The sequence below is a fragment of the Paenibacillus sp. FSL E2-0177 genome (genome assembly GCF_037992975.1).
In the GTDB taxonomy this organism is placed as follows: Bacteria; Bacillota; Bacilli; order Paenibacillales; family Paenibacillaceae; genus Paenibacillus_AQ; species Paenibacillus_AQ odorifer.
Map to the genome: position 1 here is coordinate 2,343,200 of NZ_CP150307.1, position 15,754 is coordinate 2,358,953.

Consider the following 15,754-nt stretch of genomic DNA (forward strand, 5'->3'; position numbering starts at 1 on the left):
GAAGGAGAAAGGAAGAATATCATGCAGGAAGTCACCGCACAGCCCAGCTCAGCTCCTCAAATGAATCCTAAGCCTGAAATTTATAAAAGCAGCAGCGAACTGAAAAAGCGGCTGTGGAGAAATAAATGGCTCTACGTCATGCTAACTCCGGGAGTACTGTATTTTTTGATTTTTAAATATCTTCCAATGTACGGATTAATTATCTCATTTCAGGATTACAAACCCTATCAAGGGATCAACGGTAGTGACTGGGTAGGGATGAAGCATTTCAGCAGGTTGTTCACAGAGCCGGATTTCTTAAATATATTAGTGAACACACTTATTCTTTTCGGATTAAATATTCTTATCTATTTCCCGATGCCGATTATTCTTGCCCTGATGTTAAATGAACTTCAAGGCAGCTTTTTCAAAAGAACCTTTCAGACGATCTTCTATTTGCCCCATTTTCTGTCATTGGTTATCATCGTCTCCATTTCTTATGTAATGGTCACGATGGATGGAGGGATTATCAACGAGCTGCTTGTCTATTTTGGCTTTGAACCAATCAATTTCCTGCTTAATCCAGGATGGTTCAGGCCCATGTATATTATTCAGGTGATTTGGAGAGAAGCAGGTTGGGGAACGATTATTTATCTAGCTTCCATAGCTGCGATTGACCCAGGGCTTTATGAAGCATCGCGTATGGACGGAGCTGGAAGACTTAGACAAGTCTGGCATATCACTCTTCCAGCGATTAGAGGCGTAATTATTACATTATTTATTCTGAAAATTGGTTCCGTTCTTGATCTTGGATTTGAACATGTATATCTGCTACTTAACTCCATGAATCGAGAAGTTGCGGAAATTATCGATACGTATGTATATACTGCTGGTTTGAGACAGGGGCAGTTTAGTTACAGTACAGCTATTGGATTCTTTAAATCGATTGTAGGCTTTGTAATGGTGATGATGGTGAATAAATTATCCAAGAAAATGGGAGAAGAAGGCGTTTATTGATATTTTGTGGGAGGAATCGAAATGGTAGAAGATAAAACAATCAGTGGTAGAATCTTTTCTGCTATAAACTTTACGCTGCTTGCGATCATTGCTTTAATTACTGTGCTTCCCCTTGTTCACGTTGTAGCAGGCTCTTTCACAACGAGTGCAGAACTAGCTTCTAGCAAATTTGTACTGATTCCAAAGGTATGGAGTCTGGAAGCGTACAAGTTCATCTTTTCGACGAATACAATATTTAAAGCCATGGGTGTTTCCATTGGTGTCACGGCAATTGGTTCTATTTTTAGTTTGTTTATAACTTCTTTGATGGCCTACGCTCTTACCAGAAAAGATCTGGATGGTCGTAAAGTGGTTAACTTCATGGTTGTGTTCACCATGCTTTTTCATGGTGGGATGATTCCAACGTTCCTCGTGGTGAAGGAATTAGGACTAATTGACACGTACGCATCACTGATTCTACCGTCAGCGATTAGTGCCTTTAATATGATCATTTTGAGAAACTTTTTCCAAAATATACCTGAAGGTTTGGAGGAATCGGCCAAAATTGATGGTTGTAACGATTTTGGAATATTATTTCGGATTGTATTGCCACTATCCTTACCTGCGTTAGCGACGATCGGATTGTTCTATGCGGTAACGTATTGGAATACCTACATGAATGCGATTCTGTATTTGAATGATAGTGCGAAATGGCCAATACAGGTTCTGCTCAGACAAATTGTCGTCCTTGCCAGCGGTATGGATCACAGCGCTACACTGGATGCTGCTGTTCCACCGCCAGATCAATCAATTAAAATGGCTGTTATCGTTGTAGCTACCTTACCAATAGTTTGTGTGTATCCGTTCCTGCAAAAGCATTTTGCCAAAGGTGCCATGTTGGGTTCTATGAAGGGCTAGCAAGAAAGAGAGAGACTATACTTAGGGGAGGAGCTTCGAGATGACTGTACAGATACCTACAACGCCGATAGAGTGGGCAAAAAAAGCTTGCGATTCACTAATGGATACTTACAGGGCGGGAGAGCTTCCCCCCGCGCATCGATGGCACTATCATCAGGGTGTATTTCTGTGTGGCATGGAGCTTTTGTGGAATGCTTATCAAGAAGACCGTTATATCAACTATATTCAGGAATATGTAGATGATTTGGTGGATGAATACGGGAACTTTTATTTTGCACGTGATGAGCTGGATGCGGTTCAAGCAGGACAGCTACTATTCACTCTTTATGAACGGACAGGCAAACTAAAGTATCGTATTGCAGCAGAGAAGCTAAGGAATTTACTGCTCACACTAAATAAAACCTCTGAGGGCGGGTATTGGCACAAGGATAAGTACGCCAACCAAATGTGGTTGGATGGACTTTATATGGCAGGCGTATTCTCCTTGAAATATGCTAATGTCTACGATGAACCAAGCTTGCGTGAAACGGTCCTTCATCAGGAAATGTTAATGCGCAAGCATATGAAGGATGAGACAACGGGTTTGTTATACCATGCCTGGGATGAGAGCCGGCGGATGCCTTGGTCGAATCCGGAGACGGGTTGTTCACCGGAGTTCTGGAGCCGATCATTAGGATGGTATGGTCTCGCCTTATCGCAATTTCTGGATCTGTTACCTTCCCATGATTCAGCCCGGACAGAGCTTTCTACTACACTGAGAGATTTTGTGGATGCACTTATTCGTTACCAAGATCAAAAAAGTGGACTTTGGTATCAAGTCGTAGATAAGGGACATGAGCCAGATAATTGGCTGGAGACTTCAGGGTCATGTTTGTTCGTCTATACGATTGCCAAAGCCGTGAAGCATGGCGTTGTAAGTGATGTGACTATCGCTACAGCTGCCGCTAAAAAAGGATATGAAGGGTTAACCAAAGTAATCCAGTGGGATGAGCATAACCGATTAGTTCTGCCGGACATTTGTATCGGTACCTCAGCTGGAGATTACGAGAGTTACGTGACTCGGCCTAAGGTTAAAAATGATCTGCATGGTGTGGGCGCATTGGTGATGGCTTGTGTTGAAATACAGTCAATGCTTCAAGAGTGAATCGCTCGGTATCCTTACTAAACAATGACTTGATTCTCTGAGATTGCAGAGAATCAAGTCGTATTATTTTATGTGCAAAGAATCCTTAAATCGGCTGAACCTATTTTTAGTTTTTGAGCTCTTAAATTTATAAATATTTTGGGGGTTGGGATGAAGAAATCACAGTGGGCAATTCAAACGGCAGACTCTATTATGGCGCGGACACCGAAGCTTTATGAAGATAAAGGCTACAAAGGAAGCTGGACCTACGATTATGGCGTGGTATTGAACGGTTTTGAATGGCTTTGGAAGCAGACCGGTGATTCGAAGTATCTGCAGTTCATTCAAGATAATATGGACTACTTTATTCAGGAAGATGGCAGTGTCAAGGGCTACCACCTAGAGGAGCATAATATCGATCATATTAACAACGGAAAATTATTATTGACTCTATATAAAGAAACGAAGCAGGAAAAATATAAAAAAGCGGCTGCTTTACTTAGAAAGCAACTTGAGACCCATCCGCGAACCTCGGAAGGTGCTTTTTGGCATAAAAATATATATCCCTATCAGATTTGGTTAGATGGAATTTATATGGGCGCTCCTTTTTATTTAGCCTACTTGCTAGCTTTTGAAGAAGGGCAGGGACTTGAGGATGTAACCAAACAATTTATCTTGTGTGAGAAGCATACGAAAGATCCGGTAACAGGTCTGCTATATCATGCATGGGATGAACAGCGTATTCAACCTTGGTGCGACCCTGAAACAGGACTTTCGCCTAACTTTTGGGCCCGTTCACTTGGCTGGTATCTCATGGCTTTAGTTGATGTTCTGGCATTGCTGCCTAATGAGCACTCAGATTATCCCGAGCTGGTACGAATACTAAATGATACCTTAACTGCGGTGAAGACATATCAGGATAAGGAATCCGGGGTCTGGTATCAAGTGATGAATCTAGGGGAACGCAAAGGAAATTATCTTGAAGCCTCTGCTTCAAGTATGATCGTGTATGCCATGGCTAAAGGTATCCGATTAGGCGTGTTAAACGCTGGATGGTACGAAACATTAGATCTGGCTTACCAAGGACTTATCTCGGAGTTTGTACTTGAAACCAAAGAAGAATGGGTCAATTTAAATAAGAATTGCCAAGTAGCCGGATTAGGTGGAGTGGACCAACGTGACGGTACTTTCGCTTATTACATTAGCGAGCCTATTGTCACTAACGACCAAAAAGGTGTGGGTGCTTTCCTACAGGCTTGTGTGGAATATGAACAATTAAGAGGCTGGATCTGATATAGAACAGGGGGGCTTATGAATGTTGATCTACAATATTGAGGATTTTGGAGCGCTTAAGAATAGTAAAAAGTTAGCGACTGAAGCGATAACGCGTGCGATTGAAGCGGCAAATAAAGCCGGTGGAGGAACCGTTTATGTACCGGCTGGTACGTTCTTAACCGGTGCAATTCATATGAAAAGCAATATCGAATTGAATTTAAATCCTGGTGCCATTCTTTCATTCAGTACGAACCCGGAGGATTACCCTGCAGTGGAATGCAGATGGGAGGGAGTGAAGCAGCAGGTTCATTCACCTTGTATTTATGGAAGAGAGTTAGTTAATGTATCGATCACTGGCAGCGGAATGATTAACGGAAATGGTGAACTCTGGTGGGATAAGTTTCGGAACCGCCGGGAAGAGCTGCAGTATCCCCGGCCGACTCTAATCGGCTTGGATAGCTGTCAGCGGGTAACCCTTAAAGATATCGCGCTGGTCAATTCTCCAAGCTGGACCGTTAATCCGATAGGCTGTTACAATGTGACTATTGATAATATTTCCATTCTGAACCCGGCCGACTCTCCGAATACAGATGGCATTAATCCAGAGTCTTGCACCAATGTGCGAATTAGCAATTGCAATATTGATGTCGGTGATGACTGCATTGCGATCAAGGCAGGAACTGAGGATACCAAAGAACGAGTTCCTTGTGAGAATATCACGATCACCAACTGCACTATGGTACATGGACACGGGGGTGTCGTACTCGGTAGTGAAATGAGTGGAGATATTCGTAATGTCACGATTAGTAATTGTGTGTTTAAACAAACCGATCGTGGAATCCGGATGAAATCAAGACGGGGACGCGGGGGAACGATTGAAGATATTCGGATCAGCAATATTGTAATGGAGGACGTTATTTGTCCGTTTACTCTAAATCTATATTATTTCTGTGGACCACGCGGGAAAGAAAAATATGTGTGGGATAAAAATCCTTATCCGATTACAGAGGAAACGCCGTGTTTTAGACGCATTCATTTTGCCAATATTACCGCACGTAATGTTCATGCCGCAGCGGGTTTCTTATACGGGCTTGCTGAGCAGTATGTATCCGAGATTACGTTTACCAATGTGGACATCTCCATGGCGACGAATGCAATTCCCGGCCATCCAGACATGATGACAGGGATCGAAAACATGAATAATCGCGGGTTTTTCCTCGGGAATGCAAGAGATGTTCAATTTCATCAGGTGACGATTGAGAACCATGAAGGGCCTGCTTTTTACATTGAAAATGGAGAAGCTGTAGAGATCATAAATTGTCGATCAAAAAACACGAAGAAGCCGGAAAAATTAGTAGAACAAGCTACAGTGTCACCTGAAGCACAGAATGTCTGTCCATAAGAGAAAGTCATCAATTTATTGAGAGGAAAAGAATCCACTATGCTTGTTGTAGGAAAAGAATCCTTTTGCGCTTATCACACGATTCAAGAGGCGATAGATTCACTAGAGCAGGGGCCATCCGGTCAAGCGGATACGCTTTATATTTTGTCAGGGGTCTATAAAGAGGCAGTGCGGATTTATCGTTCTAATCTTACGATCATAGGGATTGGCTACGTGGAGATTGTTATGAATCGTTACGCGAAAGAGCGTGATGAAGCGGGCGAAGAAATCAATACATTCTCTACACCAACGTTATTTCTGGGCGGGAGCCATCTGGTCTTGGAGAATCTGGTGATTACCAATAATGCAGGGCAGGGTGAAAATATCGGGCAGGCCGTAGCTGTGTATGCTAATTGTGATCAAACCGTATTCAGAAATTGTACTTTAAAAGGGTATCAGGACACGTTGTTCACGGGACCTTTGCCACCTGCACCCAAAGAGCGATCTACGTTTGGAGGTATACCACTGAGAGAACACCATGCCCAATATCGGCAGTTGTATCAGCATTGCTATATAGAGGGAACAGTGGACTTTATATTTGGTGGGGCTACAGCATATTTTGACAGATGTGAAATTCGCAGCTTGTGTCATAGTGAGAATCAAGCAGGTTATATTACGGCTGCCTCCACACCTGAGGGACAATCGTATGGTTATATTTTTAAAAATTGCTTTTTAACAGCAGCTCCTGATATTGCTCCGGTGTTTCTGGGCCGTCCATGGCGTGAGTATGCTAAAACCGTATTTGTAGATTGCCAGTTGGGTGCACATATTCATCCACTTGGCTGGGATAACTGGGACAACACCGCTAATGAACAAACCGTTAGTTATCAGGAATATGGCGTGAAGGATGCAATTCTCTTGAGTAAGCAACGTGTGTCTTGGGCAGATTGCTTTGAAGATGGCGACGAGACGCTGGATAAAGAGTTTGTTTTTGCTGGAACGGATTTTTGGAAATAGATAATTTAATTAACGAGTACACAAGTAAAAAACGGTAGTCTAGACAGAAGCATAAAGTCTTAGACTGCCGTTTTATTTAAATGTTGTATCACTTTATTTTTAATATGATCTTTCCTTTAGCTCTGCCCGATTCGGAATACTCCATCGCTTTCTGCGCCTCTACAAAAGGAAACACTTGATCAATAACAGGTTTTATTTGTCCGGATTCAATAAGCTCTGAAATGATTTCTAATTGACTGCCACTTGGTTTCATGAACAGAAAGCTGTATTTGACCTTGTGTTTTGCCTCTAATTTGCTCAGCTTCCGGGTAATCAAGCGAAAAATATTAGTTTTTATGAACCCAGCTCCATACTCTTTTCCGAAGCGTGCATTAGGCAACCCTGAAACCGATACAATTTGTCCTCCTTGTTTGACTGTTTTAAAAGCTTTTTCTAATGTTTCACCGCCAATGGTATCGAATACTCCATCATAATTTTGTAAAATCTTATCAAATGCTTCGGTTTTATAATTGATAATTTGATCGGCTCCAAGTGACTTGACCAATTCTGCTCCAGCATCGCTTGTAGTAGTAGCCACGTATATCCCCATCGCTTTGGCAAGTTGGATAGCAAAGGTGCCAACACCGCCCGCTCCCGCTTGAATCAATACCTTTTGTCCTGCCGTTAGCTGTAATATATCATGTAATGCTTGATAAGAAGTAAGCCCGACTAATGGGATGGATGCAGCTTCCTCAAAGGAAAGATTGTGAGGTTTGAGCGCTATATCCTCTTCATGTACGGAGATATATTCTGCGAAGGTTCCGATTCTATCTTTTCTGGGCCGTCCGTAAATCTCATCACCTATCTTGAATTTTTTAACATTCTTTCCTACTTGGATGACAATCCCTGAAAAATCATTTCCTAAAACTAGGGGCATGTTGTATTTCAACAGCGTACGTACTTTGCCATCCCGCACTTTGAAATCGATAGGATTAATACTTGCTGCGTGGATCTCTGCCAATACATCGTAATCACCCACTGCGGGTGTTGGGATGTCGGCTAGTTGAAGAGGAGAATTCCCGTATTTTTTTATGATCATTGCTTTCATCCTAAAAACTCCAATCCATTAATTATTCATTTTTGCTGATCCAGAAAAATAACTCATCTCAACAGGGGAGATGTTTTTTGATTTCGATTTGTCCTCGCTTTTATCTGAGCAGTCTCGGCGATATTTCCCTTGTTCCAGCTTCATATCAATAAAATCGACAACCTGCTGCAGCGACGAGATTTGGCTGACGATGTTTTCTCGATGGTTCCTTAAATGCTCCACCAGTTCAGGATAATCTGCGGGATCAGCGTCAGCGGAGACCGCCAAAAATGGCTGCATTTCCTGCAAGGGCATGCCTGTTTTTTTGAGGCAGGATAGCAGCAGGATTGTATCTATATCTTCCTGCCGGTAAACGCGATGCCCGTTGTCCTTCCGGTCCGCCCGGGGAAGCAGCGCGATCTTTTCGTAATAGCGGATCGTATCCTCGGATATTCCGGTTTGCACGGCGGTTTCTTTTATCGTAAACGTTTGCTCTGCCTTCATACTGTACCTCCAGGAGATTGCTTTGTGTGTGCATTATACAACTTGGAGCTGACTCCAAGTCAAGACCTTATCTCTGGGACAAAATCTTTTTATTACGCCTTGACTTGGAGTCGACTCCAATTAATAAAATGTGCGTTATAAGAAGAAGATATCCCGAATTCAGGAGGAGATTTACAATGAGTACACAGCAACGTGAAAATATCGCATTGATTACAGGCGCTAACGCCGGGATTGGATTGGAATTAACTCGAAAATTGCTAGCGGAGGATTGGCAGGTGGTTGCTTTGAACCGTTCCGGTTTTCCAGCCGATGATGTGAACATCCAAAAATCCATCAAAAACGGCTGGCTTCGTATTTATAAAACAACCGATCTCGCGGATTTTGCCAGCTTGAGAGGGACACTGGAAGAGATCAAAGGCAAGGAGCAGCGGATCGATATTTTGTTCAACAATGCCGGCGGGAGCTTCCCTGAACTGAGCTATTCGACACAGGGGCGCGAAAAGCACTATGAGTTGATGACCGTTGTGCCGTATATTATTTTAATGGAATTGAAGGATATCCTACAAAAAGGACGCTTAAAAACGGTGATCAACACCTCATCCTCAGCGCTTAAGTTTACGAAAGAGTTTACGATTGAAATCCTGGAGCGTCCCACCACCTTCCGCAAGCTGCTTGGTCCTTACGCCACCTCAAAGCTGGCATTATCGTTATGGACACAGGCCGCTGCGCCGCAGCTTGCTAACGAGGGCATCATGATTCGCAGTGTTGATCCGGGTAGCAATAACACGCTGCGAAAAGGAAAAAATTCTGGACTGCCTCTAATAGTTAAACCGTTGATGAAGCTGTTTTTCTCTCCGCCTACCCACGGCGCCGACCAATTGTATGAGGGTGCTCTGGGAGAACACCGTGGGGAGACGGGGGTGTTTCTTTGGAAAGGCCAGGTTGCGGATTTGAAATTTAAGGATCAAGCCCGGAATGTTTTGGAAAGGATTAGTGATATTTACGAAAATGAGTATCTTCGTTATTAATCAGATCTTTAGTTGTCTCTAATTATTTTTTGTAATTCCTCCAAACGTATGAGATAATAGAGTTTTTCCGTTGATTCTATTTTTCATGGCATGGTAGAGATGCCTGATCAAATATTGGAGGTAGGCTTGTTGGCGAAACAGTATCCTTTTGAATATGATCGGACCAAACCTTTTATGGAGCAAGTAGGGGAATGGGTCGGAGATGTATTCTATGAAATTCTTCCTGAGGCTGGATTTGAAGTACGTGATGAACAGATATATATGGCCTTTCAGGTAGAGCGGGCTTTTGCCGAGAAAAAGACGATTTTTGCTGAAGCAGGGGTCGGAACAGGCAAGACATTAGTGTATTTGTTGTATAGCATTTGTTATGCGCGTTATATGGGCAAACCTGCGATTATTGCATGTGCGGACGAGTCCTTGATTGAGCAGCTTGTGAAACCGGAAGGCGATATCGCCAAGCTTGCGAAGCATCTGAACATGAATATTGATGCCAGACTAGCGAAATCTCCGGATAAATATATGTGTCTGAAAAAGCTGGATCAGGCTCGGAACCATGATGATGAAAGCTTACCACTGGAGAGCTTGTACAGTACATTACCTGATTTTGTACATTCACATGCACCGATGCAGCAATTCCATGCTTATGGAGACCGCAGAGATTACCCTGATCTGAATGACGAACAATGGAACAAGATTAACTGGGATACGTTTCAGGACTGCTTTACTTGCGATATGCGTCACCGCTGCGGGCAGACCTTGTCCCGTGATCATTACCGGAAATCAAGTGATCTGATCATTTGTTCCCACGATTATTACATGGAGCATATTTGGACCTATGAAGCGCGTAAGCGGGAAGGGCAAATCCCTTTGCTTCCGGATCACTGTGCGGTTGTATTCGATGAAGGACATTTATTAGAATCAGCGGCCATGAAGGCGCTTGGCTATAAGATGAAGCATGTCGTCTTTGAAGAATTGATTTCTCGCCTGCTACAGAATGAAATCCGTGAAACGCTGGCGGTTCTGATTGATGAAGCGATCATGCAAAGTGAGCAAATGTTCAAAGCGATTCGCCGTCAATGCCGAAACATACCGGGATCAGATCGGAAAAGCATTGCGCTGAATGCTTCATTGATTCGTGAGGTACACCGGATGCGGAGTGTAATTGCTGCTATCGAAGAAGAATTAGTATTCGAGAGCGGACTCTACACGATTGATGAATACCAACTGCGAATTGTGGAGGAACGTTTGGAGACCATAGAGATCGCTTTGCGATTGTTTGAGGATTCGGGAGCTCTAATCTGCTGGGCGACAGAAGAAAGTGATGGTCTAACGCTGTCGGTCATGCCACGAAATGTCAAAGAGGTACTTCAAGACAGCCTGTTCACGCAAAAAATGCCAATCGTATTCTCATCGGCTACATTGTCTGTGGATAAATCATTCCAATACTTGAAGGACAGTCTTGGGATACAAGATTTTTTATCCTTCTCTGTAGACTCACCTTATGACTATGAGCACCAGATGAATGTCTATGTGCCAGAGCTTCAGAGTGGGGATTTTGCTGAGAAAATGGAAATTTCCCTGAAGCTTATTCAGCGGACTGAAGGTAGAGCACTGCTACTGTTCCGTACTCGTGAAGAGCTTCTGCAGTTCAAGCAGCTTAACTCGTTAAGACCGGAAAGCAGTTCATATTCATTTTTATATGAAGGGGATCAAGAAATCAGCTATTTAATTTCGGCGTTCCAACGGGATGAGCATAGCGTGTTATGTGCGGTCACCTTATGGGAAGGGCTGGACATTCCTGGACCTTCATTATCTAATGTGATCATATGGTCGCTGCCGTATCCTCCGCTTGATCCAGTGTTTATGGCAAAACGGGCGGAAACCTCCACTCCCTTTGAAGATGTGGATTTGCCTTACATGCTGTTAAGACTCAAACAAGGGATGGGGCGGCTGATTCGAACCGGTACAGATCAAGGAATTGTAACTGTACTTGCGGAAGAGGAAGGGCAACATCCGGTACACGAATATATAACTTCTGTACTTCCAAAAGGGACTCGACTACAGAAGCTGGAAGCTTAAATATCACTAACGATTATAATTGCTCCTTTGGTGAGGCAGATGCTACGGCATTTATGTTTCACTCGAAGGAGCTTTTTTGTCTAAAATTAAGCATAAGTATTCCTAATCTTACGGATAGGATATTGGTATTTAACTTCCGGGCGGTGTCGTATTATTGTTGAGTCATGGGATGTATTTATACAGCATCATCTAGAGATTCATCAAGGAGTGTATACGACATGGGTCAATCAGAAGGTTTGTATCAACCAGATCACAACAAAAAGGTTGGGTTTGCATTAGGGATAGGGCTAACCTTAGTTATCGCATTATTGGCGAAATTTTTAGCGGGTTTTCCATTCCTATCTATTATGGGGCAATTGGTCATTGCCATCTTAATCGGGATTATTTGGCGAGCTACGATAGGAGTGCCAAATAGCATCACACATGGCACCGATTTTTCCAGTAAAAAACTGCTTCGTCTTGGGATTATCTTGCTCGGTATGCGGCTTAATCTAAAGGATATCGTTGCGGCAGGACCCCGGGTATTTCTTTTGGCAGTCATCGTCATTATATTTGCGATCTCCGTTGTATACGGACTGGCTCGACTGTTCAAAGTAGATAAGCGCCTCAGTATCTTAACTGCCTGCGGAACTGCGATTTGCGGTGCGGCAGCGGTGGTTGCCATCGCTCCACAGATAAAAGCCAAAGATGACGAAACTGCTATTGGTGCAGCTATAGTAGCTATATTAGGCACAATATTTACACTGCTGTACACATTTTTATATCCTTTTCTCGGCTTATCAGATTTAGGTTATGGGGTATTCTCAGGAGCGACTTTACATGAAATTGCTCACGTTATCGCGGCTGCGGATGCTGGTGGAAATGCTGCCGTTGATATGGCGGTCATCGTTAAATTAACCCGGGTGGCTTTACTTGTGCCGGTGGCTATTTTAATTGGGATTTGGTCCAATCGTGAAGAAAGAAAAGTGCAAGGTGGAGCGGCAAAAGCTTCGTGGAAAAGCATTCCAATCCCTTGGTTTATTCTAGGATTTCTAGTTGTCAGTGGTGTGAATTCGTTAGGAATCGTCTCCGCATCAGTAGCCAATGGGATCGTTACGATTGCTTATATGTTAATCGCTATGGCGATGGCAGGGCTTGGATTAAACGTTGATTTGGCGGCATTTAGACGGCTTGGAATGAAGTCTTTTGCAGCGGGACTTATAGGTTCGGTCATGTTATCTTTAGTTGGATTTATGTTAGTTCACTTACTTGCGCTAGCGTAGTTAGCATGTACACCCTGAGTATGAAATGAGTTACTTCATATCCAAACAGCATCCTTCTCTTTATCATTTAGTGTGGTAGGATATGCATGAAATGAATGGAGGGACTTCAAGTGAAGTATTGCATAGGTGAATTTGCTTCCATTCTCGGGGTAACTGCGGATACGCTGAGATTATACGAGAAACATGATATTGTTAGGCCTACAAAAGATAACAGCAATAATTATAGATATTTTAATGATTTAGATGCAAGGGATCTGTTAATGAGCAGATGGTATCGCAGTATGGAAATTCCATTGCCCGAAGTGGCACTTCTGATGAAGGATTCCTCTATTGAGCAAGTTATGGGATTGATGCAGCAGTCTCAGCAGAGTTTAGAAGAAGAGATTAAGCAAAAGACGATGCTGCTAAACAAGATGAATGAAATTCATAAAGAGCTTAAGGAAATAGAGTCCTCATTATATATATGTAAACTTAAACAACTGCCAGGCATGTACAGGCTTAAGCAAACGGATAAAAATGCATTATTAAAAAATGATATCGTAAAAAGCCTCGTCAACACTTGGATGGATAGGCTTCCTTATGCGTTTTATTCTTTTAAGATTGAGGACGCGGGGGTGTTATCCGGTGATAATAACTTTGACTATAGCTGGGGGCTTACCTTACCCGAGGAGGAAGTGCAGAAATTTGCAATGGATATCGATGAATATGTAGAGTACATTAGCCCGAGTACCTGTATCTCTGCTATCATGTTATCTACGGATGGACATTATATCACGAAGAAATCTTTGCAGTTTATGATAGATTACATCGAAGCAAATGGTTATACCATAGCGGGTGATGTGGTGGGTAAATTAATGCTTACTGAAAAAATAGAAGGCAATAACCGCTCATATTTGGAAGTGAATATTCCAATTGTATAAGTTTATTTTTATAAACACCTGCTCTAAGAGCGGGTGTTTTTTCTTTTTGGACAAGAATTGGACATTGACCTTGGTGCTGCACCAATGTTTATACTTCGGTATATAGCTTGGCAACGTTCGGTAGATATGTATAGATATGAATGTGAAAAATATCACGTTCTTGGCGAGCTATAAGATATTAGATACTGGGGGAGAAGAGAATGCGCAACAGAAATTTCACCAAGAAAATGCTCATGTTAACTTTTTGTATGGTGCTGATCGTTTCCATGCTGAGCGGATGCAAAGGAAATGGGGAGTCGGCAAATTCGTCATCATCATCTTTTAAAGCCGGTACATTCGCAGGGGAAGCGGAAGGCAAAGAGGGCGTGATTAAAGTAGAAGTCACTATGGATGAGCCAGATAAAATTAAAGATATTAAGATCGTAAGCCAGTCAGAAACGGGTGGTCTAGGCGATAATGCACTTGAAAAAATAAAAGATCAAATTCTGGAAGGACAAACCTTGGCAGTAGATGCTGTTAGTGGTGCGAGTCTTTCCAGTGAAGCAATGCTCGCGGCAGTTGAAGATGCCGTAACCAAAGGTGGAGGAAATCTGGAAGTCCTTAAAGCCGGTGGCGTGCAAAAAGCAGGTGAAGGTAAAACGGAAAAGCTTGAATCAGACGTAGTGGTAGTAGGCGCCGGTGCATCTGGTGTGTCCGCAGCGGTAACCGCTGCTGATAAAGGTGCCAAGGTTATTATTATCGAAAAAACAGGAGTTATCGGGGGAGCAAGTAATCTATCCTGGGCCGGTAAGTTCTATAATTCTTCCGCAGCTACTGACAATAATCTTAAAGTAAATGTGGAAAAAGAAATTGCCGATTGGATTGTCAACAATCACTGGAGAGTTGACGCTGCAGCGATTAGACAATACGTAACGAAATCCGGCGAAACTTATGATTGGTTAGCAGAAAAAGGGTATAAAACCAGCTTCCTAAACTTCTTCGGAGAGCAGCTGCATGTGCTGCCAGCTTATGAAACCCGGGAAGAGACCCTTCGGAAAATGTTGGCTGAATCGGTTGAACAAAAGGGTGGACAAGTGATCACCGAAACCACTGCCAAAAAGCTGATTACCAATGAAGCAGGAGAAGTTACAGGTATTGTGGCTGAGAAATCGGACGGGACTACTCTTGAAATCACAGCAAAAAGTGTCGTAATGGCAACAGGCGGTTATGCCGCAAATTCGGAAATGGTTAAAGAAGCTTTTGGTTTTGAAGGGGTTAACGGAGGACTAGGTCAGAATGTTGGGGAAGGTCTGAAAATGGCTTGGGAAGCAGGAGCCAAGGTTCCTGATAACTTCGGTGGACAAATGCTGCACCAAACATTAGCCAGAGCAACACAAGGACTAAAAGCACAATATGAGCCTTTTGAAGCAAGTTATCCGCTGATGTTGACGTATCTGCCTAACTTCATGAATGTCGGTTCTTCCGGAGCACGTTTCAGAGATGAAGCAGCTACATTAACATCGGTCGCAGCAGCTAATACGAGTGCATTTAATGGTGCTTACCATATGGTTATCGTATCAAAATCTCAATTGGCTGCTCTTCAGTCCAAGGGGATGAAAGGTGTTAACGCACCAAGCCTGCCAGGAATGCCACCAGAATTTTATGCCGAATTTGCAGATCAATTCACGTTAGAGAATCCATGGGTAAATGCAGAAAAGGTGTTTGATTCTATGGTAGAAAACGGAGATGGCTACAAAGGAAATACAATCGAAGAATTAGCAACAAATGCAGGTATGGATGTAGATGTGTTTGTAGAAAATTACAATAGTTATAAAGAAGCTACAAAAACTGGTGTGGATACTGAATTTGGTAAAGCTGCTGATTATTTAGAGCCAATGGGCGAAGAAGGACCGTATTATGCCATCGTCGCTGAAATCAACAACTTGGGTTCTGTAGGTGGCTTGCTGGTAAACACTAAGTTCCAAGTGCTAAATGATAAACGTACACCAGTAAAAGGATTGTTTGCTGTAGGGCTTGAATCGGAAGGCGTATTATTCAATGATACCTATGTGGGCAATGGGGTCGGAATTGGTTATTCCTTTACCTCAGGTCGTCTAGGTGGAGAGAGCGCGGCAAACAGTGCTTTGAAAGCTAATTAACGACAATTTCCCGGAAAATAATTCAATCTTTTTAAAGCCGCAGAGTAGACAACTCTGCGGCTTTTTTT

At 42.9% G+C, this 15,754-nt stretch carries 13 protein-coding genes; 11 read left to right on the forward strand and 2 right to left on the reverse strand.

The genetic code is table 11. The annotated features are described in order from the left end of the window. The first annotated feature begins 21 nt into the window (after positions 1–21). The 6 genes from MHI25_RS10325 (at position 22) to MHI25_RS10350 (ending at position 6,689) form a co-directional block, all read left to right on the forward strand. Positions 22–996, forward strand: a complete 975-nt coding sequence (locus tag MHI25_RS10325; RefSeq protein WP_036679252.1) for a sugar ABC transporter permease — start codon at positions 22–24, stop codon at positions 994–996. Between the two features lie 21 nt (positions 997–1,017). Beyond that, entirely contained in the window at positions 1,018–1,893 is an 876-nt protein-coding gene (locus tag MHI25_RS10330; RefSeq protein ID WP_036679255.1) for a carbohydrate ABC transporter permease, read from the forward strand. Positions 1,894–1,933: 40 nt separating this feature from the next. After that, complete coding sequence (locus MHI25_RS10335; protein ID WP_076124980.1) at positions 1,934–3,037, forward strand: glycoside hydrolase family 88 protein; 1,104 nt, start codon at positions 1,934–1,936, stop codon at positions 3,035–3,037. A gap of 150 nt (positions 3,038–3,187) precedes the next feature. Continuing rightward, positions 3,188–4,309 carry a glycoside hydrolase family 88 protein gene (locus MHI25_RS10340; RefSeq protein WP_076191237.1) on the forward strand — a complete coding sequence of 374 codons (1,122 nt, stop codon included), beginning with the start codon at positions 3,188–3,190 and terminating at the stop codon, positions 4,307–4,309. 22 nt (positions 4,310–4,331) lie between these two features. After that, entirely contained in the window at positions 4,332–5,693 is a 1,362-nt protein-coding gene (locus tag MHI25_RS10345) for a glycoside hydrolase family 28 protein (protein ID WP_076124983.1), read from the forward strand. 39 nt (positions 5,694–5,732) lie between these two features. Beyond that, positions 5,733–6,689: a pectinesterase family protein gene (locus MHI25_RS10350; protein ID WP_076218533.1), complete on the forward strand. Its 957-nt coding sequence runs from the start codon at positions 5,733–5,735 to the stop codon at positions 6,687–6,689. An 88-nt stretch (positions 6,690–6,777) separates the two neighbouring features. Here the strand turns inward: MHI25_RS10350 and MHI25_RS10355 are convergent, their stop codons facing one another. Further along, complete coding sequence (locus tag MHI25_RS10355; protein ID WP_076124987.1) at positions 6,778–7,776, reverse strand: NADP-dependent oxidoreductase; 999 nt, start codon at positions 7,774–7,776, stop codon at positions 6,778–6,780. Positions 7,777–7,794: 18 nt separating this feature from the next. Continuing rightward, complete coding sequence (locus tag MHI25_RS10360) at positions 7,795–8,259, reverse strand: MerR family transcriptional regulator (RefSeq protein ID WP_076124989.1); 465 nt, start codon at positions 8,257–8,259, stop codon at positions 7,795–7,797. A gap of 176 nt (positions 8,260–8,435) precedes the next feature. Here MHI25_RS10360 and MHI25_RS10365 point away from each other — a divergent pair, with 176 nt between their 5' ends. From MHI25_RS10365 to MHI25_RS10385, 5 genes are all read left to right on the forward strand, one after another. Continuing rightward, on the forward strand, positions 8,436–9,287 hold the full coding sequence (locus tag MHI25_RS10365; RefSeq protein ID WP_076124990.1) for an SDR family NAD(P)-dependent oxidoreductase: 852 nt from the start codon (positions 8,436–8,438) through the stop codon (positions 9,285–9,287). A gap of 99 nt (positions 9,288–9,386) precedes the next feature. Then, positions 9,387–11,366 carry an ATP-dependent DNA helicase gene (locus tag MHI25_RS10370; RefSeq protein WP_076184363.1) on the forward strand — a complete coding sequence of 660 codons (1,980 nt, stop codon included), beginning with the start codon at positions 9,387–9,389 and terminating at the stop codon, positions 11,364–11,366. Between the two features lie 218 nt (positions 11,367–11,584). Beyond that, entirely contained in the window at positions 11,585–12,628 is a 1,044-nt protein-coding gene (locus tag MHI25_RS10375) for a YeiH family protein (RefSeq protein ID WP_076184311.1), read from the forward strand. A 110-nt stretch (positions 12,629–12,738) separates the two neighbouring features. Next, complete coding sequence (locus MHI25_RS10380) at positions 12,739–13,548, forward strand: MerR family transcriptional regulator (protein ID WP_076124994.1); 810 nt, start codon at positions 12,739–12,741, stop codon at positions 13,546–13,548. 200 nt (positions 13,549–13,748) lie between these two features. Beyond that, the gene (locus tag MHI25_RS10385) at positions 13,749–15,686 is read left to right on the forward strand and encodes an FAD-dependent oxidoreductase (protein WP_076191245.1); all 1,938 of its coding nucleotides are present in this window, start codon (positions 13,749–13,751) and stop codon (positions 15,684–15,686) included. Positions 15,687–15,754 lie beyond the last annotated feature (68 nt).